A 22,795-nucleotide genomic window follows, 5' to 3' on the forward strand; every position below is an offset into this window, starting at 1 on the left:
GGATTCACAACAAGGGGAGACCATCATGACTGATCGCCCAGGCCTATCCCGACACCCTGGCCTATCCCGACGCTCCGTCCTTCTCGGCGGCGCCGGCGCTTCGGTCACCATCGCCAGCCCCTTCGTCCATGTCACGCCGGCGCGCGCCGACAAGGGCGAGATCGTCGTCGCGGGCTGGGGCGGCTCGCGCACCACGGCGATGCGCGAGGTGATGTTCACGCCCTTCGAAAAGGCGACCGGGATCCGCGTGCGCGATGACGGACCGCCGGAGGCCGCCAAGGTCAAGGCGATGGTCGACAGCGGCAACGTCACCTGGGACATCCTCGACACCGACATCCCGGCGATCCTGGCCATGGTCAACGCCAAGCTGCTCGAGCCGATCGACTATTCCAAGCTCGACAAGGCCAGGCTCGGCAAGATCCCGTCCGTGCTGCACCATCCCTACGGGCTTGGGCACCTGATCTACTCGTTCAACATCGTCTACAACACCAAGGCCTTCCCGAACGGGACGCAGCCCAAGACCTGGGCCGACGTTTGGGACGGGGTGAAGTTCAAGGGCGCCCGCTCCTTCCCCTTCCGCGGCGGGCTCTCGCCGCAGCTCGAATTCGCCGCGATCGCCGATGGCGTGCCGGCCGACAAGGTCTATCCGCTCGACATCGAGCGCGCCTGGGCCTCGCATGACAAGCTCAGGCCGCTGGTGACGAAGTGGTACGCCAACCACGCCGAGGCGATCCAGCTGCTCTCCAGCGGCGAGATCGACATCTGCTGCACCATCGGCCCGCGCGGGCTGGTGGCAAAGAAGGACGGCGCCCCGATCGATGTCGAATTCGCCGGCGGCAAGCTTGCCCCCGACAACTGGGCGATCGTCAAAGGCTCGCGCAATGCCGAGGCCGTCTACCAGTTCCTGAACTTCGTCATCGACGGCAAGGTCCAGGCCGAGCTCGCCAAGCGCATCCCCTACGGCCCGTCCTCGCAGGACGCCTTCGCGCATCTGAGCGAGGCGCAGGCGAAGGAGCTCAACACCTCGCCCGACAACCTCGCCAAGCAGTTCTGGACCGATATCGACTGGTGGGGAAAGACTGCCGAGAACGGCAAGACTAATAACGAGAACCAGATCGAGCGCTACGCCCGCTGGATGGTCAAGCGCGGATGACGCTGGTCACTGCCAGTATCCTTCCCTCGGTGAAGGCCGCGCGCGCCTGGCGTGCGCGGCCGGGATTGATGATCGCCGGGGCGCTGGCCTTCTGCGCGATCGTCTATCTCATCCCGATGCTCTCGCTGTTCGGCTGGGCCTTCCAGGGACCGGCCGGCTCCGGAGCGAGCCTTGCCCAGCTCTCGCGATTGATCGGCGACGACACCTATCACTATGCCTTCTTCACCACCTTCAAGATCGCGGCGATCACCACCCTGATCTGTGCGCTGATCGGATACCCTTACGCCTATCTGATGGCGACGACGGGGCCGCGCCTGGCGATGCTGCTGACCGCGGCCGTGATGATCCCGTTCTGGACCAGCGTGCTGGCCCGCAGCCTCGCCTGGATGATCCTGCTCGGCCGCAAGGGTATCGTGAACGAGTGGCTGACCGGATGGGGCCTGCTGGAGCGGCCGGCCGCCCTGCTGTTCAACAGCATCGGCGTGCAGATCGGCATGGTCCATGTCCTGCTGCCCTTCATGGTGCTACCGATCTGGTCGATCCTCTCGCGCCTCGATCCGGGCCTGCCGCGTGCGGCCCGTTCGCTGGGCGCTTCGCCTGCAGCGGCCTTCATCCATGTCACCTTGCCTTTGTCGCTGCCCGGCCTCGCCGCCGGCGCGACGCTGGTGTTCATGTTCGCCATCGGTTTCTACATCACGCCGGCTTTGCTCGGGGGCCCCGACGACCTCACCATCGCCTCGCTGATCGAGATGGTGGTGCGCGACCTGCTGGACTGGCCGTTCGGCGCCATGCTGAGCCTGGCGCTGCTCGGGCTCGTCGCGCTGGTCTTCGCTTGCGGCGCCGCCTTCGCAGGGGCCGGCCGCATCGCCGGAATGGAGGGGCGATGAGCCTGTCCTCCGCAGCGCCGCCGCCCCGCATCAATGCCGGGCGCTCCGCCTTATGGCTCCTTGCGGGGCTGACCATGCTGTTCCTGCTGGCGCCGATCGCCGTCATCATCTTCGTCTCCTTCAACGACACGACGCTGTTCAGCTTTCCGCCCTCGCGCTGGTCGCTGCGCTGGTATCATGCGCTCTGGGAGAGCCGCGCCTGGCGCGAGGCCGGCTGGTTCTCGCTCTGGCTCGCGAGCCTGGTCGCACTGGCTTCGCTCTTGATCGGCGTGCCGGCGGCCTATGGGCTGGCGAAGGGCCGCTTTCGCGGTCGCCGGCTCGCCGAGGCTCTGCTGATCTCGCCGATGGTGGTGCCAGTCATCGTGCTGGCGCTCGGGCTCTACATGCTGTTCTCGAAGCTGGGGCTGATCGGTACGCCCACAAGCCTCTTCCTCGCCCATACCTTGCTTGCCCTGCCGGTGGTCATCGTCATCGTCGGCGCGGCCTTCCGCAGGCTCGACGGCTCCATCGAACTGGCGGCGCGCTCCTGCGGAGCCTCGTTCCCGCGCGCCTTCTGGCATATCGTGCTGCCGGCTGTTCGCCCCGCTTTGATCTCGGCCGGGGCCTTCGCCTTCCTGACCTCTTTCGACGAGGTGGTGCTGACCCTGTTCCTCGGTGGCCCGCGGACCACGACGCTGCCAAAAAAGATCTGGGAATCGGTCAAGTTCGAACTCGACCCGTCGCTGACGGCAGTGTCCACCATCCTGATCATCGTCTCGATCGCCGCGCTCCTCCTTGTCGAGCTCGCGCGCCGCAGCCGCATCCAACGCCAAGCAAAGGAAGCCCCATGATCCCCGACATCCCGACCATCTCAGCCAACCTCTCGGATCCCGCTCCCGAGTTCCCCTGGCCCAATGGAGCGAGCTGCGCTGTCTTTCCGGCTTTCGACGTCGATGCCGAGACGGCCTGGCTGCAATACGACTTCAAGAACGTCGACCGCCTCGTGACGATGTCCTTCGGCGCCTATGAGGAGCGCGTCGGCATTCCCAAGATCCTCGACTATCTGCGCGCCGAAGAGATCAAGGCGACCTTCTACATCCCGGGCTGGGTCGTCGATGCCCATCCGAAGATGTGCGAGAGCATCGTCAAGGACGGGCATGAGGTCGGCCATCACGGCTATCTGCACAAGCGGCCCGACCCCGCCGATTTCGCCGAGGACAAGGAGGAGATCGACAAGGCGCTCGACTCGCTCAAGCGCGTGCTAGGCGTCACGCCGGTCGGCTACCGGGCGCCCTCGGGCGAGAATTATCACGAGCTGCTGGGCTATCTGCGCGATCGCGGCATCCTGTATTCCTCGTCCTTCCGCGACGACATCCGCCCCTACCGCCACAAGCTGCGCGACGGTTCGCGCGGCCCCGTCGAACTGCCCGTCAACGTCTCCTTCGACGATTGGCTCTATGGGCTGAGCCAGCGCTTCAGCCCGCGCCCGATGTTCCCCAAGGAGCATGTGCTGTCGATCTGGAATGGCGAGCTCGAGCAGACCCGTGAATGGGGCGGCCTCGTCTCCATGGTCATGCATCCCCAAGTCACCGGCCGGCCGATGCGGCTGGGCATCCTGCGCGACTTCATCACGCGGGCCAGAAGCTACGGGGACGTCTGGATCGCCACCGGCCAGGAGATCGCCGCCCACTATATCGAGCAGGAAAAGGCGGCGGGCCTCTGAGCAGAAACACCTCCGTCATTCCGGGGCGGCCCGCAGGGCCGAGCCCGGAACCCAGAACCGATGCGCCTTGTCGCAAATGCTCTGGTGTTAGAGAGCCGCTTTCTGCTCCTCATCGGTTCTGGGTTCCGGGCTCTTCGCGGAGTTTATCCTTGGGCCGACCAAAGGTCGGACCCGAGGGCGAAGCCCCGGAATGACGGAGCAGGACCGGCTCGCTATGCCCCCGAAGAAACGAGACTGACCATGACCACCCGCATCTCCCGCGCCGATGTCGTCATCGCCTATGACGGCGAGGCCGACGACCACGTCTATCGCCGCGACTGCGACGTCGTCTTCGACGAGAGCGGCATCCTCCATCTCGGCGAGGGCTGGGGCGGACCGGTCGACCGCGAGATCGACGGGCGCGGCTTCATGGTCATGCCGGGGCTCGTCGACATCCATTCGCACCCGTCGAGCGAGCCCGGCAACAAGGGCATGACCGACGAGGTCGGCAGCCCGAAACTCTACAATTCCTCGCTCTACGAATTCCTCTGGCTGTTCCGTGCCGACGCGGAAGGCATCCCGCATCTCAACCATGTCGCCTGGTCGGAACTGCTGATGTCGGGCGTCACCACCCTGGTCGACCTCTCCTTCCCCAGCGATGGCTGGCTCGACCGCGCCGCGGCTTCGGGCCTGCGCATGGTCATGGCGCCGATGTACCGCAACGGCCGTTGGTTCACCCGCAATGGCTACACCGTCGAATACGAGCTCGACGATGCCGCCGGGCGCAAGGCGATGGACGAGGCCTTCGGGATCATCGACGCGGCCCTGGCGCATGAATCCGGTCGGCTGTCGGGCCTCGCCTGCCCGGCCCAGATCGACACCTGCACGCAGGAGCTGTTTCGCGCCTCGATCGCCGGCGCGGCCGAGCGCAACATCCCGATCCAGACCCATGCGGGGCAGTCGATCAGCGAATTCCACGAGATGGTCCGCCGCAGCGGGCTCTCGCCGGTCCAGTGGCTCGACAGCATCGGCTTTCTCGGCCCGAACGCGTCGATCGCCCATGCCATCTTCCTCGACGACCATCCCTGGGTGCGCTGGCCGACCCGCACCGACCTGGCGCGCCTCGCCGAAACCGGCACCTCGGTCGCGCATTGCCCGACCGTCTTCGGCCGGCGCGGTTTTACGCTGCGCGATCTCGGCCGCTATCTGTCCGCCGGCGTCAATATCGGCATCGGCACCGACACCTTCCCCCACAACATGTTGGAAGAGCTGCGCCACGCCGGTGTCTATGCCCGCATCACCGGCGAAAGCCATGCCGTCGTCACAACCGGCCAGGTCGTCCGCGCCGCGACGCTGGGCGGCGCAAAACTGCTCGGACGCGCCGATATCGGCCGTCTCGCGACCGGCGCCCAGGCCGATCTCGTCATGGTCGACCTGACGCATCCGATGATGCGCCCGACCCGCGACCCGCTGAAGAGCCTGATCAACGCCGCCGCCGAGCGCGCGGTCGCCCATGTCTTCGTCGCCGGCCGGCAAGTGGTGCAAGACGGCAAGGTCGTGACCATGGATTACCAGGCGGCTTCCGCCGGGCTGGAAGAGGCCCAGCGACGCGCGCTGGCGAAAGCCTCCTCGCTGGATTGGGCCGGCCGTTCGGTCGACGAACTCTCGCCGCCCAGCCTGCGCTGGACCTGAACGGCGTCCCGCCGCGACCCCACGACCGAGCTGGCATATGATTTGCTCCTGAAATAGGGTCACCCCGACACTATTCAGAGCAAGAATATGAACCTGCGTCAGATCGAGCTGTTGCGTGCCGTCATGCGATGCGAGACGACGGTGAGGGCCGCCCAGGAATTGGGCCTGTCCCAGCCCGCCGTCAGCAATGCGATCAAGCATCTGGAAGGCCAGGTCGGCTTCCCGCTGTTCGAGCGGGTCAACAACCGCCTGTTCCCGACGGCCGAGGCGCGGGCGATCTACCAGGACTCCGATCCGATCTTCCAGATGCACGCCGCCCTGGAAGCCAGGGTCCAGGATCTGAAGGAGAACCGGGCCGGGCATGTCCGGCTCATCGCCACGCCGCCGCTGGGCTACAGCGTCATTCCCCGCGCGCTCGGCAGCTTCCTCGCCAAGCGGCCCAAGATGCGGGTATTCTTCGATGTCCGCCGCTTCGAGAACGTCATCGACAGCGTCGAGAACGGCGTCGCCGAATTGGGCTTCGTCATGGGGCTGAACGAAAACCGCGCGCTCAATGCCGAGGTCTTCTTCTCCGAGCGCATGGTCTGCGTGATGCGGCCCGACCACCCGCTCGCCGGGAAGAACACGATCTATCCCAGCGACCTCAGGAGCGTGCCCTTCATCGCGCTCGAGCGCGGCAGCAGGATGGGCACCATCGTGCGCCAGGCCTTCACCGAGGCCGGGGAGCCCTTCAATTTCGCCGTCGAGGTCCGCTATTGCAACACGGCCTGCGTGCTCGCCGAAAACGGCGTCGGCGTCGCGGTGGTCGATCCGCTGTCGCCGCTGTTCAGCGGCCATTACAACCTCGCCATCCGGGCTTTTGAGCCCGCCGTGCAGGTTTCCGCCTCCGTGGTGAGCTCGCGCAAGCGGCCCCTGTCGCGCGCTGCCGAAGCCTTCCTGCGTGAGGTGCGCGTCGTTGTCGGCGAGGTCGCGGGCAAGCTCGCCTGACGGTATTCGCCCGGCAAATGGCGGCCCCGAATAAAGCATAGGCGCGGGCATTGCCCGGCCACAATGCCTGCCCCACAGTCTCGCTGCGCACATCATCCCGGCAGCGCCGGGCATTCCACAGTCCCTGCCGCACCGGCCCCTTGCGATCCGCATCAGCGTGCTCGCTCGGGCAAGGCTTGCGCCCATGCCGCCATCATCGAGAGACCCATAATGCTGAATCGCCGCCACTTCCTCGCAGGCACGGCCGCAACGGGCCTCGTCTCGCGCCCAGCTCTGGTGCGGGCCGCCTCAGTGACGACGCTGAAATTCATCCCGGTAATCGACCTCGCCTTCACCGACCCGATCTACGCGACCGCCCAGGTCTCCCGCACCCATGGCTTCATGGTGTTCGACACGCTCTACGGCATGAACACCAGGCTCGAGATCTCGCCGCAGATGGTCGAGGGCCACACGGTCGAGAATGACGGCAAGCTCTGGAACCTGACCCTGCGCGACGGCCTCGCCTGGCATGACGGCGAGAAGGTCACGGCGCGCGATTGCGTCGCCAGCATCAGGCGCTGGGCCAAGCGGGATGCGGCCGGCGACGCCTTGATGCAGGCGACCGACGAACTCTCCGCCCCCGACGACAGGACGATCCGCTTCCGTCTCAAGGCGCCCTTCCCCTATCTGCCCTATGCGCTCGGCAAGGTCTCGGCGCCGGTCTGCTTCATGATGCCGGAGCGGCTCGCCAACACCGATCCGTTCAAGCTCATTCCCGAGGTGATCGGCTCGGGCCCCTTCCGCTACAAGGCCGACGAGCGGGTGCCCGGTGCGCGCAACGTCTATGAGCGCTTCGCCGGCTACAAGCCGCGCGAGGGCACGCCGGACTGGACGTCTGGCCCCAAGATCGTGAATTTCGACCGCGTGGAATGGACGACCATGCCGGATGCCGCGACCGGCACCTCGGCCGTGCAGGCCGGCGAGCAGGACTGGCAGGAGGCGATGCCGCACGACCTCTTGCCCATCGTCGCCCGCAGCAAATCCGTCCGCACCGCGGTGCTCGATCCGCTCGGCTTCACCTGCCAGATGCGGGTCAACCATCTGCAGCCGCCCTTCGACAATCCGGCGATCCGCCGCGCCCTGCTCGGCGCGATCGACCAGGAGGCCTTCATGATCGCGGTCGCGGGCGACGATCCCGCCTTCCGTCATAGCCCGCTCGGTTATTTCACGCCGGGCACCCCGATGGGTAGCGAGGTCGGGCTCGATATCTTCCGCGGTCCGCGCGACTACGACAAGGTCAAGCGCGACCTCAAGGCGGCGGGCTATGCCGGCGAGAAGGTCGTGCTGCTCGTGCCCGCCGATTCGCTGGCGCAGAAGCCGCTCGGCGACATCGCGGCCGATGTGATGAAACAGGCCGGCATGAATGTCGAATACACCGCGCTCGATTTCGGCTCGGTGCTCAAGCGCCGCGTCAACAAGGGCCCGGCCGACCAGGGCGGCTGGAACGCTTTTGTCGGCAACTGGCAGGGCATGGACTGGCTCAACCCGCTGGTGCATTCGACTTTGCGCGGCGACGGCGCCTTCCCCGGCTGGGTCTCCAGTCCGAAGATCGAAGCGCTGCGCGCGCAATGGCTTTCGACCGGCGACGATGCCGGGCAGAAGCGCATCTGCGACGAAATCCAGAAGACCGCCTTCGAGGAAGTGCCGTATTACCCGATCGGCCAGTACAAGCAGCCGACCCTCTTCCGCACCGACCTTGGCGGCATCATGAACGGCACCGCCGTGTTCTGGAATGTGAAGCGCAACTGACCGGGAGCTGCCTGATGGGATGCGCGCGATGAACCTGCTGATCAAGGACACGACCGTCGTCACCTGCGACGACGAGCGGCGCATCATCGAGCGCGGCGCGATCGCCATCATCGGCGACCGCATCGCCGCGATCGGCGAGACGGCTGCGCTGGAGCAGGCCTATCCGGATTGCGAGCGCATCTCCGGGCGCGGGCTCGCCGTGCTGCCGGGCTTCATCAACGCCCATACCCACACCGTCCTGACCGCGCTGCGCGGCACGGTCGAGGATTGGGATGGCGAGATCATCTACCGCTACATGTCGCCGGTCTCCTATACGATGAGCGACCATGAGCGGGCGGTGATGGCCTCGCTCGGCTGCCTGGAGGCGATCCGCAGCGGCGCGACGACGCTGGTCGACCCGTTCCGCCACGTCCCCTCCTATGCCGGCGCGATGGCCGATACCGGCTTGAGGCTCTGGCTCTCGGAAAGCTGCGCCGATATCGACACGCGAAAAATCCGCTTCGGCGAATACGGCATCGACGAGGCCTTCGGACAGGGCTTCCTCGACCGCACGCAGATGCTGATCGAGGGCTGGAACGGCGCCCGCAACGGCCGCGTCAACTGCCAGATCGCGGCGCATGCCCCCGACAACTGCTCGCCCGCCATGCTGCGCAGGCTCAAGGACATGGCCGGGCATCACGGCCTCACCCGCACCTGCCATCTGGCGCAGAGCCCGGGCGAGATCGCAGCCGTCAAGGCGGCCCATGGCCTGACGCCTGCCGGCTATCTCGACCGCGAGGGCTTCCTCGGCCCGGACCTGACCTGCGCCCACTGGACCTATTGCACGCCCGCCGACATCGCGCTGCTCGCCGAGCGCGGCGTCCAGATGGCGCACAACCCGGCCAACTCCTCGCGCAAGGGCCCGCACACCGTCGCCATCGGCCTGATCCGCGACGCCGGCGTCAACATCGCGCTCGGCACCGACAACATGACCGAGGATCTGTTCCACGCCCTCAAGATCGGCCTGATCCTGCATCGCGGCGGGCGCGGCCGCGACACCGAAGGCGGTATCGATCCGCAGCCGCAGGACATGCTCGACATGATCACGCGCAACGGCGCCCGCTCAGTCGGCGCGCAGGACCAGATCGGTTCGCTGGAAACCGGCAAGAAGGCCGATCTCACCATCATCGACCTCAATCAGCCGGTGATGCGGCCGCTGATCCGCCTGGTCTCCAATCTCGTGCATTACGGCCATCCCGGCATCGTTCATTCCGTCATCGTCGACGGCGAATTCGTGATGCGCGACCGCAAGGTGCTGACGCTCGACGAACAGGCCCTGCTCGACGAAGCCCAGGCCGTCACCCAGCGTGTCTGGGAGCGGATGATCGCCGCCAATCCCGACATCGCGCCACCGCAAGGCGAATTGCGCTGGCTCGACGCGTGAGCGACACCCCTCACCGCCAAACACGACCAGGCCCGAAGCCGACCAGACCCAAGCCGGACAATGCCCATGAAGCCCATCTCGCCCGAAGCCGTCAGGACAGCGATCGCCGCCCAGCGCCCGGTCGTCGAAAGCCTGTTCGACCGCCTGGCGCAAGGCAGCCAGGGCGAGCCCGGCATCATGCGCGACACCTATGGCGCGGGCGAGAATTTCGCGCATGAGCTCATCGCCAGCCATGGCGCGGATCAAGGCCTGCAGATCCGTCGCGACGCCGCCGCCAACACCTATCTGACCTGGCCGGGCAGCGAGCAGGGCGCGCCGCGCATCCTGCTCGGCTCGCATCTCGACAGCGTGCCCCATGGCGGCAATTTCGACGGCGCGGCCGGCGTCGTCGCGGGGCTGACGGTCATCGCCGCCATGAAGGCGCTGGGACTGCGCCCACGCTGCGACATCACCGTGATGGGCGTGCGCGCCGAGGAGAGCGTCTGGTTCGAGGTCTCCTATATCGGCAGCCGCTCGGCGCTGGGCACATTGCCCAACGGCGCCCTCGACGCGAAAAGGATCGACACCGGGCGCGATCTCGCCAGCCACATCGCCGCATGCGGCGGCGATGTCGAGGCGCTCCGGCAAGGCCGCCGGGAGCTCGATCCCGCAACGATCCGCGCCTTCCTCGAAGTCCATATCGAGCAGGCCCCGAGCCTGGCCGAGGCCGGCCTGCCGCTCGCCATCTGCAGCGGCATCCCCGGCAATTTCCGTTATCCCAACGCACGCATCAATGGACGCCACGACCATGTCGGCACGCCGCGCCGCTTCCGCCGCGACGCCGCGATGGCCGGCGCAGAGCTGGCGATGGCGCTCGACCGGCTCTGGGCAGAGCAGGAGGCGGCCGGCATCCCGCTCGCCATCACCTTCGGCCGCTTTCACACCGATCCTGCCATGCATGGTTTGACCACGGTGCCCGGCGCCTTCGATTTCAGTCTCGATGTGCGCGCCTATGACCCTGCCGTGCTGTCGCATCTCGAGGCGCGCATGCTCGCGATCATTGGCGAAATCGAGGCGCGGCGGAATGTCAGCTTTGCCCTGGGCCCGCGCGCCTCCGCCAGCGTCGGCATGGTCGACCCCGCAATCGCGTCCCAGCTCCAGGCAGCGGCACAGAGCCAGGGCCTGCCCGGCACGATGATGGGAAGCCCCGCCTCGCATGATGCGGCCGCCTTCGCGGCAGCAGGCGTCCCCGTCGGCATGATCTTCGTGCGCAACGAAAACGGCAGTCACAATCCCCATGAAGCGATGGAGATCGACGATTTCCTCGACGCCTGCGCCGTGCTGACGAGCTGGGTCGCCGATCAGGCCGCCTAGAACTCACCGGACAATCGCTTTGCGACGCTCCCTGACCGAGGTCCCCGCTTAATCACGAAGCGAAGACCCGTGCAGGAACGATGCTTGCGGTGCCGGCAAGGCGACCGCTACTGTATGAGGACAGGGATCAAGAGCTGGAAATCAGCCGGAGCGAGGAAACGGCATGTCGGATGCCTTGCGCATAGCGCATGGAGCCTTCGGGCGGGTGGCGTTGCTCGACATGGACCGAAGCCTGGTCCGGCACGCGCATCCCCATTGTCATGTCCTGCTCAAGGTCGATGGCGACGATACCCAGTTCCTCGTCGGCGACCATGTCGCGCCCCTGACCGATGATCTCGCGGTGCTGGTCAATGCCTGGGAGAGCCACGCCTATATTCACGATTCGCGCCGCAAGAACGCGCTGATCCTGGCGCTGTATATCGAGCCGGACTGGCTGCGCAGCTTCAGGCCGAACTGGGCGGCGAGCGGCGCTCCGGGGTTCTTCGAGCATTCGGCCGGCGAGGTCACGGCGCATATCCGCCAGACCGCGCTCGACCTTGCCGCAGAGATGGTTCACGAGCCCGGCGCCTCGCATCGACAGGAGAGCCTGCTCTCGGAGCTGATGATCGCGGTGATCGAGCGTTTCACGCCCTGGCGCACCATCGGCGCCTCCCTGCGCGAGATCGCGCGCGCCAATGCGGTCGACTGGCGCGTCGGCCGTGCGATCTCGCTGATGCGGGGCGATCCGGCGGCCTCGCCCAGCGTCGACAAGCTGGCGAAGGAAGCAGGTCTGTCACGCGCGCATTTCTTCCGGGTCTTCGAGACCTCGACCGGCGTGACGCCGCATGTCTTCCTCAACGTCGTCAAGGTCGAGATGGCTGTCGGTGCGATCGTCGAGGGCGAGGAGACATTCTCGGCGATTTCGGACCGGCTCGGCTTCAGCGTGCCCGCCCATTTCACCCGCTTCTTCCGCGATCACTGCAGCGTCGCGCCGAGCGCCTTCAGGCAGGTGGCGCGACTGGGCCGGTAGGAAGCCTTCCGCTGCCGAGTCATTTTGAGACTTTTCGGTAAGTCGCGAGACCCTGCGGGATCGCGCCACGACCGCTGATCGCCGAGCCTCCCACCCCAGACGCCCATCAGAGCGCGTCATCGGGAGCAGGCGTCGGTGCGGCCAGAGACCATCTCATGGACGGGACAATCGGTGGAGCGCGTCGAGGACGCGGCCCTGCTGACCGGCCGTGGCCGTTTCATCGATGATCTCGGCGTCAGGCCCGGCACGCTCCATGCCGCCATCCTGCGCTCGCCCCATGCCCATGCCGATATCCTTTCCATCGACAGCACAGCCGCCGCCGCCATGCCCGGCGTCGCCGCGATCGTCACGGGCCGTGACCTCGCGAGGCTGACGACGCCGATGGTCGCCGGGCTCAAGGTCGCGGTAGAGAACTGGCCGATGGCCGTCGAGCGCGTGCGCTATGTCGGCGAGCCGGTCGCGATCGTCGTCGCGCAGGACCGGTATCTTGCCGAGGATGCGCTGGACGCGATCGAGATCGAATACGCTCCGCGCCCCTGCGTCGTCGATCCGCTTGCGAGCCTCGGGGCCGATGCCCCGGTCCTCCACGACAAGGCCGGCGCCAACCTCGTCAGCGACCGTTGCTTTCGCTATGGCGAGCCGGAGGCCGCTTTCGCACAAGCAGCGCACCGCCTCGAAGTTTCCATCGCCTATCCGCGCAACACCGGCGCGCCGATGGAGACCTTCGGCGTCGTCGCCGACTACGACCCGCATGAGGACGCCTACGAGATCCTCGCCAATTTCCAGGGACCGTTCAGCATCCATGCGGTGATGGCGCGCTGCCTGAAAGTCCCGGGCAACCGGCTGCGCTTGCGCATGCCGCCGGATTCGGGCGGCAGCTTCGGCGTCAAGCAGGGCGTGGCGCCCTATGCGGTGCTGATCGGCGTGGCGGCGCGGTTGGCCCGCGCCCCGGTCAAATGGATCGAGGATCGGCTCGAGCATCTGAGCGCCGCCGTGGCGGCGACGAACCGCGTCACGACGCTGAAGGCCGCCGTCACCAGCGAGGGCCGCATCACGGCGCTGGACTGGGACCAGGTCGAGGATTGCGGCGCCTATCCGCGCGCGCCCGAGCCCGCCACGCTCTACCGCATGCATGGCAACATGACCGGCGCCTACGACATCGCCAATCTCGCCATCCGCAACCGTGTCGTGCTGACCAACAAGGCGCCGACCGGCCTCGTGCGCGGCTTCGGCGGCCCGCAGGTCTATTATGCGCTGGAGCGGCTGATGCAGCGCATCGCCGTCACGCTCGGGCTCGATCCGCTGGCCGTGATCCGCGCCAACCTCATTCAGCGCGGGCAATTTCCCTACCGCACGGCCTCCGGCGCGCTCTACGATTCCGGCGACTATGCGAAGGCAATCGACCTCGCCGTGGCAGACGGCAGGCTCGCCGAACTGGAGAGGCGCCGCAATGAGGCCCGCGCCGCCGGCAGGCGCTACGGCATCGGCTTTGCGGCCGCCGTCGAGCCCAGCGTCTCCAATATGGGCTACATCACCTCGGTCCTCACCGCAGCCGAGCGGCAGAAGGCCGGCCCCAAGAACGGCGCGCAGGCGACGGCGACGGTGTCGCTCGATCCCGTCGGCTCGGTCAGCGTCCATGTCGCTTCCGTGCCGCAGGGGCAGGGTCATCGCACGGTGCTGGCGCAGGTGGTGGCTGATGTCTTCGGCCTGTCACGCGAGGCCATCAGCGTCGTCGTCGATCTCGATACGGGCAAGGACGCCTGGTCGATCGCATCGGGCAATTATTCCAGCCGCTTTGCGGCTGCAGTCGCCGGCACGGCGCATCTGGCCGCCACCCGCCTGCGCGACAAGCTGGCTGCGATCGCCGCGAGCCAGCTCGATGTCGCACCCGCACAGATCGGGTTTGCGGGCGGCGCCGTCTTCGCGACGGGCGACGCGACCAAAACACTGCCCTTCGGCCGCGTCGCCGCGCTCTCGCACTGGTCGCCGGCGCTGCTGCCCGACGGAGTCGATCAGGCGATCCGGGAGACCGCCTTCTGGACGCCGCCGGAGCTCGCCGCGCCCACGGAGGATGACCAGGTCAACTCCTCGCTCTGCCACGGCTTCATCTTCGACATGGCGGGCGTCGAGGTCGATGTCGACACCGGCAAGGTTCGCATCGACCGCTATGTCACCATGCATGATTGCGGGCGCGTGCTGCATCCCGGCATGGTCGAGGGGCAGATCAGGGGCGGCTTCGCCCAGGCCCTTGGCGCGACCTTCTACGAGGAACTCGCCTATGCCTATGACGGCGCTTTCCTGACCGGCACCTTCGCCGACTACCTGCTGCCGACCGCGACCGAGACGCCCGATATCGCGATCCTGCACATCGAGACGCCATCGCCCTTCACGCCGCTCGGCGCCAAGGGTGTGGGCGAAGGCAACTGCATGTCGACGCCGGTCTGCCTTGCCAATGCCGTGGCCGACGCAATCGGGGTCGCGGAACTCGATCTGCCGCTGACGCCGGCGCGGATCGCCGCGCTCGTCGCCGCCGCCGAGCCGGCCAGGCCGGCATCGGATGGCGGCCGGGCGGCCGAGCTGGGCGCTGCCAGGCCCGGCGACCGCACACTGCGCGGGGAAGGACAGGCCAAGGTCGCGGCCACGCCCGAAGCGATCTGGGCGATGCTGCTCGACGCCGAGCAACTGGCATCGATCATCCCCGGCTGCCACGGCGTCAGGAAGCTGTCGGAGACGCATTTCAAGGCCGATGTGACGCTCGGCGTCGGCCCGGTGAAGGGGCGCTACAAGGCCGAGATCCGGCTCTCGGACCTTGATGGGCCGAAGGCCGCGACGCTGACCGGTTCGGTCTCCGGCGCGCTCGGCACCGGCGGCGGGTCCGGCCGCGTGATCCTGTCGGCTGGCGAAGACGGGCTCACCGTCATCTCCTATAGCTACGAGGCCGCCGTGGGCGGCAAGGTCGCGGCCATCGGCGGACGCCTGCTCGACGGCGCGGCCAAGGCCATCATCGCGCAGTTCTTCGCGGCGCTTGCACGCAAGGCCGCCCCTGCAGGCGCCAGGACCGGCTTCTTCGCCCGCTTGTTGGGGAGGCGCGGATGAAGCCCGCGGCTTTCGACTATATCCGTGCCGGCGACCTGTCCGAGGCGCTCGACGCGCTCGCCCGGCATGGATCGGATGCCCGCATCATCGCCGGCGGCCAATCGCTGCTGCCGATGCTCAACATGCGGCTGGCCAAGCCCACCGTGCTGATCGACGTGATGGCCATCCCCGGGCTGGACAAGGTTCGGCGCGCGGGCGATGCCATCATCGTGCCCGCCGGCGTGCGGCAGGCCGCATTGATGCGCCGGCCCGAGCTCAGCGCCGAACAGCCGCTGCTGGCGGCCGCGCTGCCCTGGCTCGGCCATTACCAGACGCGGGCGCGCGGCACCGTCTGCGGTTCGGCCGCCCATGCCGATCCGAGCGCCGAGATCCCGCTTTGCCTCGTGGCGCTCGACGGCGAGATCAGGCTGCGCTCGCGCAGGAAAAGCCGAACCGTGAAAGCCGGCGATTTCTTTGCCGGCATGATGGTGACCGACAAGGCCGACGACGAGCTGATCGAAGCGGTCGTCTTCCCGGTCGCCAGACCCGGAACCGGCCATGCCTTCAAGGAGGTCGCGCGCCGCCACGGCGATTTCGCCATCGTCGGCTGTGCGGCGGTGGTGACGGCGGATGCGATTCACCTCGCCGTCGCGGGCGTCGCCGACAAGCCGGAGCGCCGCAGCTTTCCCTTGCTGGACGGATCGGCCCTGTCGGACGCGCTCAACGCCTTCGCCTGGGATCTCGACGCACGCGACGATTTCCACGCGACCGCCCGGCTGCGCCGCGACCTGGTGCGCTCGCTCGGCCGCGACACGATAGCGGAGGCCCTGTCATGCCGCGCCTGAGCGCCACGGCGCGCCACCGCGTCGCCTTCACCCTGAACGGCAGACCGGTTTCGCTGGAGGCCGAGCCGCGCCTGCTCGCGACCGATGCGCTGCGTCATGGCCTTGGCGCCACCGGGACCCATGTCGGCTGCGAACACGGCGTCTGCGGGGCCTGCACCATCCAGATCGACGGTGCGCCCGCGCGGGCCTGCCTGACGCTGGCGGTGCAGCTCGAAGGCCGCGATGTCAGGACGGTGGAAGGTCTGAGCCCCGCTGCCGACAGGCTGTCGGTGATGCAGGCCGCCTTCCGCCGCCACCACGCTCTGCAATGCGGCTTCTGCACCGCCGGCATCCTGATCTCGCTCGACGCTTTCCTGCGCGAGCAGCCTCATCCGACCGAGGATGAGCTGCGCGAGGTCGTTGGCGGCCATCTCTGCCGCTGCACCGGCTACACGCCGATCATCCGGGCCGCGCTCGAAGCCGCCGCCCAGTTGCTGGATGCGCCACCTCTCCCGGAACCTGCCCATGTTTGATCTCGGCACCAGCTTCATGGCCAGCGTCGCGCGCGATCCCGATGCGCTCGCGATCGTCGATGGCGATGTCCGGCTGAGCTATGCGCAATGGCTCGTGCGGATCTCGTCGCTGGTCGCAGCCTTCGACGCCATGGGCCTCAAGGCCGGCGAGCATCTCGTCACCGTGCTGCAGAACCGCTGGGAGGCTGCGACCCTGCACTGGGCCTGCCAGTTCGCGGGCCTGACCATCGTACCGATCAACTGGCGCGCCAAAGCCGACGAGATCGATTTCGTCATCGAGAATTGCGGCGCCCGTGCGATCGCGTTCGAGGCCGTCGCCGGGTCGGCGATCGGCGGGAGCCGGCTCGGCTCATCCATTCCGCGCATCGCTGTGGGTGCCGATGCGGGCCAGGCCGAGCAGAGCTTCGCCGAGATGGTGGCGGAGCCTGCCGCCACGGCCGTTCCGCGCGTCGCTGCCGATGCCTGGTCGCTGATGCTCTACACCTCCGGGACCACGGCCAAGCCGAAAGGCGTGCCGCGCCGGCACCGGGCCGAGCGCATGGCGGGCCTCGCCCATGTCGCCCAGAACCTCTATGCGAACGGCGAACGCACGCTCGGCGTCATGCCGCTCTATCACACCATGGGCGTGCGCTCGCTCATCGCCATGTCGCTGATCGGCGGCGTCTTCGTCTGCCTGCCGCGCTTCGATGTCGGCCAGGCGCTGGCGCTGATCGAGGCCGAGGCGATCACCAATCTCTACCTTGTGCCGACGCTTTACCACGACGTCGTCCACCATCCGCGCTTCGCACAGACTGACGTGACCAGCGTGCGCAAGCTCGGCTTCGCCGGCGCGCCGATGACCGACGGGCTGCTCGCCAAGCTGACCGAGGCCTTTTCCCCGGAGCTCTTCGTCAATCACTACGGCTCTTCGGAAATCTACACCTTCACGATCAACCAGAAGGCCGCCGACAAGCCGGGTTGCGCCGGCAGGGCCGGGCTGAACCAGCTCATCCGCGTGGTGAAGCTCGGCGCGGCCTCGGCGCATGAGCTTGCGGTTGCCGGCGAAGAGGGCGAGATCGTCGCGCTGGCGGCCAGCGACGAGGCCTTCGAGGGCTACTGGAAGCGCCCCGAGGCAGACGCCAAATCCCTGCGCGACGGGTGGTACTTCACCGGCGACACCGGCTATTTCGACGGCGACGGCGACCTTTACGTCTCGGGCCGCGTCGATGACATGATCATCACCGGCGGCGAGAACGTCTCCCCGGTCGAGATCGAAAGCTGCCTCTCGCTGCATCCGGGCGTGTCCGAGGTCGCCGTCGTCGGCCTGCCCGACGAACGCTGGGGCAAGATCGTCGTCGCCTTCGTCCAGCGCGCGGGCCCGGTCACCGCCGATGAACTCGACCAGCATTGCAAGACAGCCGGGCTCGCCAATTTCAAGCGCCCGCGCCGCTTCGAATTCATCAAGGCCATCCCGAAATCGCCCGTCGGCAAGCTGCTGCGCCGCCAACTCGTGGCCGGCGAGTACGAACCCGACCAGCCCGCCATCGCCTGATGACCGTCTCCCTTCACAACGAGCGAAAGACCAACCCTATGAACGCCCCGACCCCGCTTCATCCCGCCTTGGCCGATCTGGACGGCTTCAGCGTCGAGATCGATGCCGCCCGCGAGCGCGCCGACATCATCCTCGGCCGCCCGCCGATGAACGTCATCTCGATGCCGCAGCGCGACCAGTTGCGGAAGGTGTTCGAGGCGCTGGACGAGGACGATCGCGTCCGCGTCATCGTGCTGCGCGCCATCGGCGAGAACTTCTCCTCCGGCGGCTATATCAAGGGCTTTCTCGAAGCCTCGCCCGAACATGTCTCCAGGCTCGCCTGGAACATCGCCGCCCCGGCGCGCTGCACCAAGCCGGTGATCGTCGCCAATCGCGGCTATGCCTTCGGCGTCGGCTTCGAGATCTCGCTCGCCTGCGATTTCCGCATCGTCTCGGAGACCTGCCAATACGCACTGCCCGAGCAGAAACTCGGCCAGATTCCAGGCTCCGGCGGCTCCGCCCGGCTGCAGAAGATGGTGGGCATCACCCGGACCAAGGACATCGTGATGCGCTCGAAGCGCATCTCCGGGCGGCAGGCCTATGACTGGGGCGTCGCCACCGAATGCGTGCCCGACGCCGAGCTGGAAGCGGCGACCGACCGGCTGGTCGACGAGCTGCGCGGCTTCTCGCCGATCGCCCAGCGCACCGCCAAGAAGCTGCTCAACGACACCGAGGATTCGACGCTCGCCATCGCCATCGAACTGGAGGGGCATTGCTACAGCCGCCTGCGCCAGTCCGACGACTTCCGCGAGGGTGTCGAGGCCTTCCACGCCAAGCGCGCCCCGAAATTCAGCGGGCGTTGAGCCCATCCGCGCGGCGAAGGACACGCCGCGCGGCCGCCTGAAGCTGTCCAGCCAGAACAAGACAAACCTGAGGGAGACGACCATGAAGACCGCAGCCATCACGATGTTCGCCGCCGGCCTGCTTGCCGCGACAGCCCTGAGCGGGAGTGCATTCGCCCAGTCGGGCCCGATCAAGATCGGCGTCGTCACGCCGCTCTCGGGCACCTACACGCCGATCGGCCAGCAGGTCCGCTGGGGGCTCGAGCTCGCAGCCAAGGAAATCAATGCAGCCGGCGGCATCGCCGGGCGGCAGGTCAATCTGCTGTTCGAGGACGAGGAGGCGAACCCGTCGGTTGCCGTGCAGAAGGCCGAGAAGCTGTTCCAGGTCGAAAAGGTCGACTTCCTGACCGGCACCGTCAATTCCGGCTCGACGCTCGCCGTCGCCCAGCTCGCCGAGCGCAATGCCAAGTTGGCGGCGACGACGGTCTCCTTCGCCGACTCGATCACCACAGACAAATGCTCGCCCAACATGTTCCGGGTGAACGCGCGTGCCGAGCAGCAATCGGTCGCGCTCGCGGCATGGCTCGCCAAGGAGAAGCCCAAGGCCAAGGTCTACTATCTCGGGCCCGACTACGAGATGGGTCGCTCAACCGTCGCCGCGTTCAAGTCGAGCGCTGAGAAGGGCGGGGCGCAGAGCGGTGGCGAGGTCTTCGCGCCGCTCGATTCCAAGGATTACACGCAGTATTTCGGCCAGATTCGCGCGACCCGCCCGCAGGTGCTCTACACCTCCGTCGCCGGCAACGACACGGTGCGCCTGCTGACGCAATTGCAGGATTTCGGGCTGCTCTCGGGCCTGACCGTGGTGGGCGCATCCGGCACCGTGACCTCGCAGAACATCACGGCGATCGGCGCCGCCGCGGAGGGCTTCGCCACCGGCGTCGGCTATTCCCCGCAGATCGACAGCCCCGCGAACAAGACCTTCGTCGCGGCCTTCCGCGCCGCCAACAAGACCGATCCCGATCTCTATGGCGCCGACAGCTATGGCCTGCTCTTCGCCTACAAGGCAGCCGTCGAGAAGGCGGGCTCGACCGAGACCGACAAGGTGCGCGAGGCCTTGCGCGGGCTGAGCTGGCAGACGCCGCAGGGCACCAAGACCATCCGCGCCGGCGACCACCAGGCCATGCAGCCGATGTATGTGGTGCGCGTGACCAAGGGCAAGTTCGACATCATCGACAACGTCTCCTCGGAAAACGCCATCGGCCCCGACGCCTGCACGCGGTTCTGAGCCGCCACGGCACGCCCCCTCCCCCTCATGGGGAGGGGAGCGCGCTTTGCCCTACATCGAGGCTTCGCCATGACCCCCGTCGACTATCTTCAATTCGTCCTTGCCCCGCAGGTCGTGAACGGGCTCGCGCTCGGGGTCGCGGTCGTGCTGGTGGCGCTGGGGCTGACCATCATCTTCGGCATGCTCGACGTCATCAACATGAGCCATGGCGAGTTCTACGCGATCGGCGCCTATGCGGCGCTGGCACTCGGCGCGGCCGGCATCGGCTTCTGGTTCCTGCTGGTGCTCGTGCCCATCCTGATGATCCCGCTCGGCATGGCCGTGGAACGGCTGCTGATCCGGCCGGTCTTCGACACCCGGGACCGCCACGTCACCACCCTGCTCGTCACCTTCGGCCTCGGCCTCATCGTCGAGGACGTGCTGAAGATCGTCTTCGGCGCCAACACCCAGCGCCCGCCGACCCCGATCCCCGGCGCGACCGAGATCCTCGGCATCATCCTGCCGAACTACCGGATCTTCCTCATTCTGGTCGGCGCGGCGATCGTGCTCGGCGTGGCCTTTGTCGTCTACAAGACGCGGCTGGGGGCGATGGTCCGCGCCGCGGCCTTCGACCGCAACATGGCGGCATCGCTCGGCGTGCCGGTCTCGCTGGTCTATGCCGGCACCTTCGCCTTCGGCGTCAGCCTTGCCGGGCTCGCCGGCGTGCTGCTCGCGCCGATCTATTCGGTCTTCCCGACCATGGGGCGCGACTTCATCCTGCTTGCCTTCACGGTCGTCATCGTCGGCGGCATGGGCTCGATCTGGGGCGCGGTCGTCGCCGGCCTGCTGCTGACGCAGGTCCAGGCGCTGGCAAGCCTCGTGATCTCGCCGGTCTGGACCGATCCGATCGTGTTCGGGACCATGGTCGCCTTTCTGGTTTTCCGCCCGCAGGGCCTGTTCGGGAGGCTCGGCCATGCATGACCGGCTGACGCAATCCATGCGCGCGAGCCATCTGCTCGCGCTGCTCTTCGTCCTCGCCGCGCTCGGCCTTGCGGCCATGGGCGCCGCAACCGGCGACACTTTCTATCTGCGGCTCGGCACGGAGGCGCTGATCTTCGCGGGGCTCGCCCTGTCCGTCGATCTGCTGCTCGGCTATTCCGGCGCGCTCTCGCTCGGCCAGGCGCTCTATTTCGGCATCGGCGCCTATGTCTCGGCTCTGACGCTGATGAAGCTGCCCTCCTTCTGGCTCGCCATGGCCGCAGCCTTCCTGGCGACGCTGATCGCCTCCATCATCGGTGGACTGATCGCCAACCGGGTGCGCGGCGTCTATTTCGCGCTGATCACCTTCGGCCTTGCCCAGGTCATGGCCAAGGTCGTCTACAACACCCGCGAACTGGGCGCCTCCGACGGGATGATCGGCATCCCGGTGATCGAGATCGGCTTCGGGCCGTTCTCCGTCTCGGCGGGCAGTCCCGTCGGCTTCTTCCTGATCGTGCTTGCCGTGATCATGGGGCTCTATGCGCTGACCGCCTATCTGCTCGATACGCCGTTCGGGCGCGTCCTCACCGCGCTGAAGGCAAACGAGAAGCGCGTGCCCTTCCTCGGTTACTCGGTCTGGCGCGCGCGCATGGCCGCCTATGTGCTGGCCGGCGTGATCGCGGGGCTGTCGGGGGCGCTTTATCCGATGCTGCGCGGCTTCGTCTCGCCGGAGCTGATGTTCTTCGCGACATCCGGCAATGCGGTGATCTCGGTGGTGCTCGGCGGCGTCGGCACGCTGATCGGCGCGATCTACGGATCGGTCCTGCTCGTCATCCTCAAATCGATCATCGGCAGCTGGACCGAGCACCACCTCATCGTCATCGGCCTGCTCTTCATGCTGTGCGTGATGTTCCTGCCCAGGGGGCTGGTGGGCGTGGTGCGTCCCGCCATCGAGACCTGGCTCTCGCGCCGGCGCCCTGCCCCCGTCGCGGCGGCGGACCCCGCCGACCTGCCCGCGATCATCGCCGAAACCGCGAGGACCTCCCGATGAAGCCGGTTCTCGATATCCGCGACCTCGGCATCTCCTTCGGCGGCCTCAAGGCGGTCGATCAGGTCAGCTTCCAGGCGCAGCGCCACAGGATCACGACCGTGATCGGCCCCAACGGCGCCGGCAAATCGACTTTGTTCAACCTGATCAGCGGGGCGCTCAAGCCCCATCGCGGCCAGGTCCTGATCGACGGCGTCGACATGACGGGCGCCGCACCCGAGCGCACCAAGGCGGCCGGGCTTTCGCGCTCCTTCCAGATCACCAGCCTGTTTCCGGAGCTCACCGTCGCGGAGAACCTCAGGCTGGCGGCGCAGGTGCTGGAGCCGACCGGGCGCGCCTTTCTGCCTGTCGGCCGCTCGACGCAGGCGCTGGCCAGGACCGGCCAGATGCTGGAGCGCTTCCAGCTCGCCCATAAGCGCGACGATCTCGCCGGCAACCTCTCTCATGGCGACCAGCGCCGGCTCGAGATCGCGGTCTGCCTCGCCTCGGAACCGAAGATCCTGCTGCTCGACGAGCCGACGCAGGGCATGAGCCATGGCGACACGGCGCAGACGGCCAGGCTCGTGCGCAGCCTGACCGACGACGTCACCATACTCCTGATCGAGCACGATATCGGCCTCGTCATGGACTTGTCGGACCATGTCGTGGTCATGCATCAGGGCCGCAAGCTGGCCGAAGGCCCACCCGATCTGGTGCGGGCCGATCCTGCCGTCCAGGCCGCCTATTTCGGACATGCTTGAGGAACCGG

The 22,795-nt window shown here is 67.4% G+C and carries 19 protein-coding genes; all 19 read left to right on the top strand.

Features of this window, described 5'->3' with window-relative positions:
• Positions 1–25 precede the first annotated feature (25 nt).
• The 19 genes from CYD53_RS17565 to CYD53_RS17655 all read left to right on the top strand — a co-directional run bounded on the left by CYD53_RS17565 (position 26) and on the right by CYD53_RS17655 (position 22,787).
• Complete coding sequence (locus tag CYD53_RS17565; protein ID WP_181011919.1) at positions 26–1,153, top strand: ABC transporter substrate-binding protein; 1,128 nt, start codon at positions 26–28, stop codon at positions 1,151–1,153.
• On the top strand, positions 1,150–2,040 hold the full coding sequence (locus CYD53_RS17570) for an ABC transporter permease (RefSeq protein WP_103719374.1): 891 nt from the start codon (positions 1,150–1,152) through the stop codon (positions 2,038–2,040). The genes CYD53_RS17565 and CYD53_RS17570 overlap by 4 nt, the downstream gene beginning before the upstream one ends.
• Entirely contained in the window at positions 2,037–2,870 is an 834-nt protein-coding gene (locus tag CYD53_RS17575; protein ID WP_103719375.1) for an ABC transporter permease, read from the top strand. Before CYD53_RS17570 ends, CYD53_RS17575 begins: the two co-directional genes overlap by 4 nt.
• The gene (locus CYD53_RS17580; RefSeq protein ID WP_103719376.1) at positions 2,867–3,742 is read left to right on the top strand and encodes a polysaccharide deacetylase family protein; all 876 of its coding nucleotides are present in this window, start codon (positions 2,867–2,869) and stop codon (positions 3,740–3,742) included. The genes CYD53_RS17575 and CYD53_RS17580 overlap by 4 nt, the downstream gene beginning before the upstream one ends.
• 240 nt (positions 3,743–3,982) lie before the next feature.
• Entirely contained in the window at positions 3,983–5,413 is a 1,431-nt protein-coding gene (locus CYD53_RS17585; protein WP_103719377.1) for an amidohydrolase family protein, read from the top strand.
• Positions 5,414–5,500: 87 nt separating this feature from the next.
• Entirely contained in the window at positions 5,501–6,400 is a 900-nt protein-coding gene (locus tag CYD53_RS17590) for a LysR family transcriptional regulator (protein WP_103719378.1), read from the top strand.
• Positions 6,401–6,610: 210 nt separating this feature from the next.
• Entirely contained in the window at positions 6,611–8,188 is a 1,578-nt protein-coding gene (locus CYD53_RS17595; protein WP_103719379.1) for an ABC transporter substrate-binding protein, read from the top strand.
• A gap of 28 nt (positions 8,189–8,216) precedes the next feature.
• Positions 8,217–9,611 carry an amidohydrolase family protein gene (locus tag CYD53_RS17600; protein ID WP_181011920.1) on the top strand — a complete coding sequence of 465 codons (1,395 nt, stop codon included), beginning with the start codon at positions 8,217–8,219 and terminating at the stop codon, positions 9,609–9,611.
• Between the two features lie 66 nt (positions 9,612–9,677).
• The gene (locus tag CYD53_RS17605) at positions 9,678–10,964 is read left to right on the top strand and encodes a Zn-dependent hydrolase (RefSeq protein WP_103719381.1); all 1,287 of its coding nucleotides are present in this window, start codon (positions 9,678–9,680) and stop codon (positions 10,962–10,964) included.
• A gap of 163 nt (positions 10,965–11,127) precedes the next feature.
• Positions 11,128–11,973 carry an AraC family transcriptional regulator gene (locus tag CYD53_RS17610; protein ID WP_103719382.1) on the top strand — a complete coding sequence of 282 codons (846 nt, stop codon included), beginning with the start codon at positions 11,128–11,130 and terminating at the stop codon, positions 11,971–11,973.
• Between the two features lie 135 nt (positions 11,974–12,108).
• Positions 12,109–15,069, top strand: a complete 2,961-nt coding sequence (locus CYD53_RS17615; RefSeq protein ID WP_103719383.1) for a xanthine dehydrogenase family protein molybdopterin-binding subunit — start codon at positions 12,109–12,111, stop codon at positions 15,067–15,069.
• Positions 15,066–15,893, top strand: coding sequence for an FAD binding domain-containing protein (locus CYD53_RS17620; RefSeq protein ID WP_103719384.1), 828 nt, complete (start codon positions 15,066–15,068; stop codon positions 15,891–15,893). The genes CYD53_RS17615 and CYD53_RS17620 overlap by 4 nt, the downstream gene beginning before the upstream one ends.
• A complete protein-coding gene (locus CYD53_RS17625) occupies positions 15,881–16,405 on the top strand; it encodes a (2Fe-2S)-binding protein (protein ID WP_103719385.1) in 525 nt (174 codons plus the stop codon). Before CYD53_RS17620 ends, CYD53_RS17625 begins: the two co-directional genes overlap by 13 nt.
• Complete coding sequence (locus CYD53_RS17630; protein ID WP_103719386.1) at positions 16,398–17,936, top strand: AMP-binding protein; 1,539 nt, start codon at positions 16,398–16,400, stop codon at positions 17,934–17,936. The genes CYD53_RS17625 and CYD53_RS17630 overlap by 8 nt, the downstream gene beginning before the upstream one ends.
• 38 nt (positions 17,937–17,974) lie before the next feature.
• Positions 17,975–18,778, top strand: a complete 804-nt coding sequence (locus CYD53_RS17635) for an enoyl-CoA hydratase/isomerase family protein (protein ID WP_103719387.1) — start codon at positions 17,975–17,977, stop codon at positions 18,776–18,778.
• 82 nt (positions 18,779–18,860) lie between these two features.
• Positions 18,861–20,042, top strand: coding sequence for an ABC transporter substrate-binding protein (locus CYD53_RS17640; protein WP_245928296.1), 1,182 nt, complete (start codon positions 18,861–18,863; stop codon positions 20,040–20,042).
• A gap of 69 nt (positions 20,043–20,111) precedes the next feature.
• On the top strand, positions 20,112–21,002 hold the full coding sequence (locus CYD53_RS17645; RefSeq protein ID WP_103719388.1) for a branched-chain amino acid ABC transporter permease: 891 nt from the start codon (positions 20,112–20,114) through the stop codon (positions 21,000–21,002).
• Positions 20,995–22,050, top strand: a complete 1,056-nt coding sequence (locus tag CYD53_RS17650; protein ID WP_103719389.1) for a branched-chain amino acid ABC transporter permease — start codon at positions 20,995–20,997, stop codon at positions 22,048–22,050. The genes CYD53_RS17645 and CYD53_RS17650 overlap by 8 nt, the downstream gene beginning before the upstream one ends.
• Positions 22,047–22,787 carry an ABC transporter ATP-binding protein gene (locus CYD53_RS17655; RefSeq protein WP_103719390.1) on the top strand — a complete coding sequence of 247 codons (741 nt, stop codon included), beginning with the start codon at positions 22,047–22,049 and terminating at the stop codon, positions 22,785–22,787. The genes CYD53_RS17650 and CYD53_RS17655 overlap by 4 nt, the downstream gene beginning before the upstream one ends.
• The last annotated feature ends 8 nt before the right edge of the window (positions 22,788–22,795 follow it).

Origin of the sequence: Allobosea psychrotolerans (assembly GCF_002917105.1) — a bacterium.
Taxonomy (GTDB): Bacteria; Pseudomonadota; Alphaproteobacteria; order Rhizobiales; family Beijerinckiaceae; genus Allobosea; species Allobosea psychrotolerans.

What these genes read in the sequence shown, in the direction of transcription:
- CYD53_RS17565 (WP_181011919.1), top strand. Translation starts at nt 26, where the DNA reads ATGACTGATCGCCCAGGCCTATCCCGACACCCTGGCCTATCCCGACGC.
- CYD53_RS17570 (WP_103719374.1), top strand. Translation starts at nt 1,150, where the DNA reads ATGACGCTGGTCACTGCCAGTATCCTTCCCTCGGTGAAGGCCGCGCGC.
- CYD53_RS17575 (WP_103719375.1), top strand. Translation starts at nt 2,037, where the DNA reads ATGAGCCTGTCCTCCGCAGCGCCGCCGCCCCGCATCAATGCCGGGCGC.
- CYD53_RS17580 (WP_103719376.1), top strand. Translation starts at nt 2,867, where the DNA reads ATGATCCCCGACATCCCGACCATCTCAGCCAACCTCTCGGATCCCGCT.
- CYD53_RS17585 (WP_103719377.1), top strand. Translation starts at nt 3,983, where the DNA reads ATGACCACCCGCATCTCCCGCGCCGATGTCGTCATCGCCTATGACGGC.
- CYD53_RS17590 (WP_103719378.1), top strand. Translation starts at nt 5,501, where the DNA reads ATGAACCTGCGTCAGATCGAGCTGTTGCGTGCCGTCATGCGATGCGAG.
- CYD53_RS17595 (WP_103719379.1), top strand. Translation starts at nt 6,611, where the DNA reads ATGCTGAATCGCCGCCACTTCCTCGCAGGCACGGCCGCAACGGGCCTC.
- CYD53_RS17600 (WP_181011920.1), top strand. Translation starts at nt 8,217, where the DNA reads ATGAACCTGCTGATCAAGGACACGACCGTCGTCACCTGCGACGACGAG.
- CYD53_RS17605 (WP_103719381.1), top strand. Translation starts at nt 9,678, where the DNA reads ATGAAGCCCATCTCGCCCGAAGCCGTCAGGACAGCGATCGCCGCCCAG.
- CYD53_RS17610 (WP_103719382.1), top strand. Translation starts at nt 11,128, where the DNA reads ATGTCGGATGCCTTGCGCATAGCGCATGGAGCCTTCGGGCGGGTGGCG.
- CYD53_RS17620 (WP_103719384.1), top strand. Translation starts at nt 15,066, where the DNA reads ATGAAGCCCGCGGCTTTCGACTATATCCGTGCCGGCGACCTGTCCGAG.
- CYD53_RS17625 (WP_103719385.1), top strand. Translation starts at nt 15,881, where the DNA reads ATGCCGCGCCTGAGCGCCACGGCGCGCCACCGCGTCGCCTTCACCCTG.
- CYD53_RS17630 (WP_103719386.1), top strand. Translation starts at nt 16,398, where the DNA reads ATGTTTGATCTCGGCACCAGCTTCATGGCCAGCGTCGCGCGCGATCCC.
- CYD53_RS17635 (WP_103719387.1), top strand. Translation starts at nt 17,975, where the DNA reads ATGAACGCCCCGACCCCGCTTCATCCCGCCTTGGCCGATCTGGACGGC.
- CYD53_RS17640 (WP_245928296.1), top strand. Translation starts at nt 18,861, where the DNA reads ATGAAGACCGCAGCCATCACGATGTTCGCCGCCGGCCTGCTTGCCGCG.
- CYD53_RS17645 (WP_103719388.1), top strand. Translation starts at nt 20,112, where the DNA reads ATGACCCCCGTCGACTATCTTCAATTCGTCCTTGCCCCGCAGGTCGTG.
- CYD53_RS17650 (WP_103719389.1), top strand. Translation starts at nt 20,995, where the DNA reads ATGCATGACCGGCTGACGCAATCCATGCGCGCGAGCCATCTGCTCGCG.
- CYD53_RS17655 (WP_103719390.1), top strand. Translation starts at nt 22,047, where the DNA reads ATGAAGCCGGTTCTCGATATCCGCGACCTCGGCATCTCCTTCGGCGGC.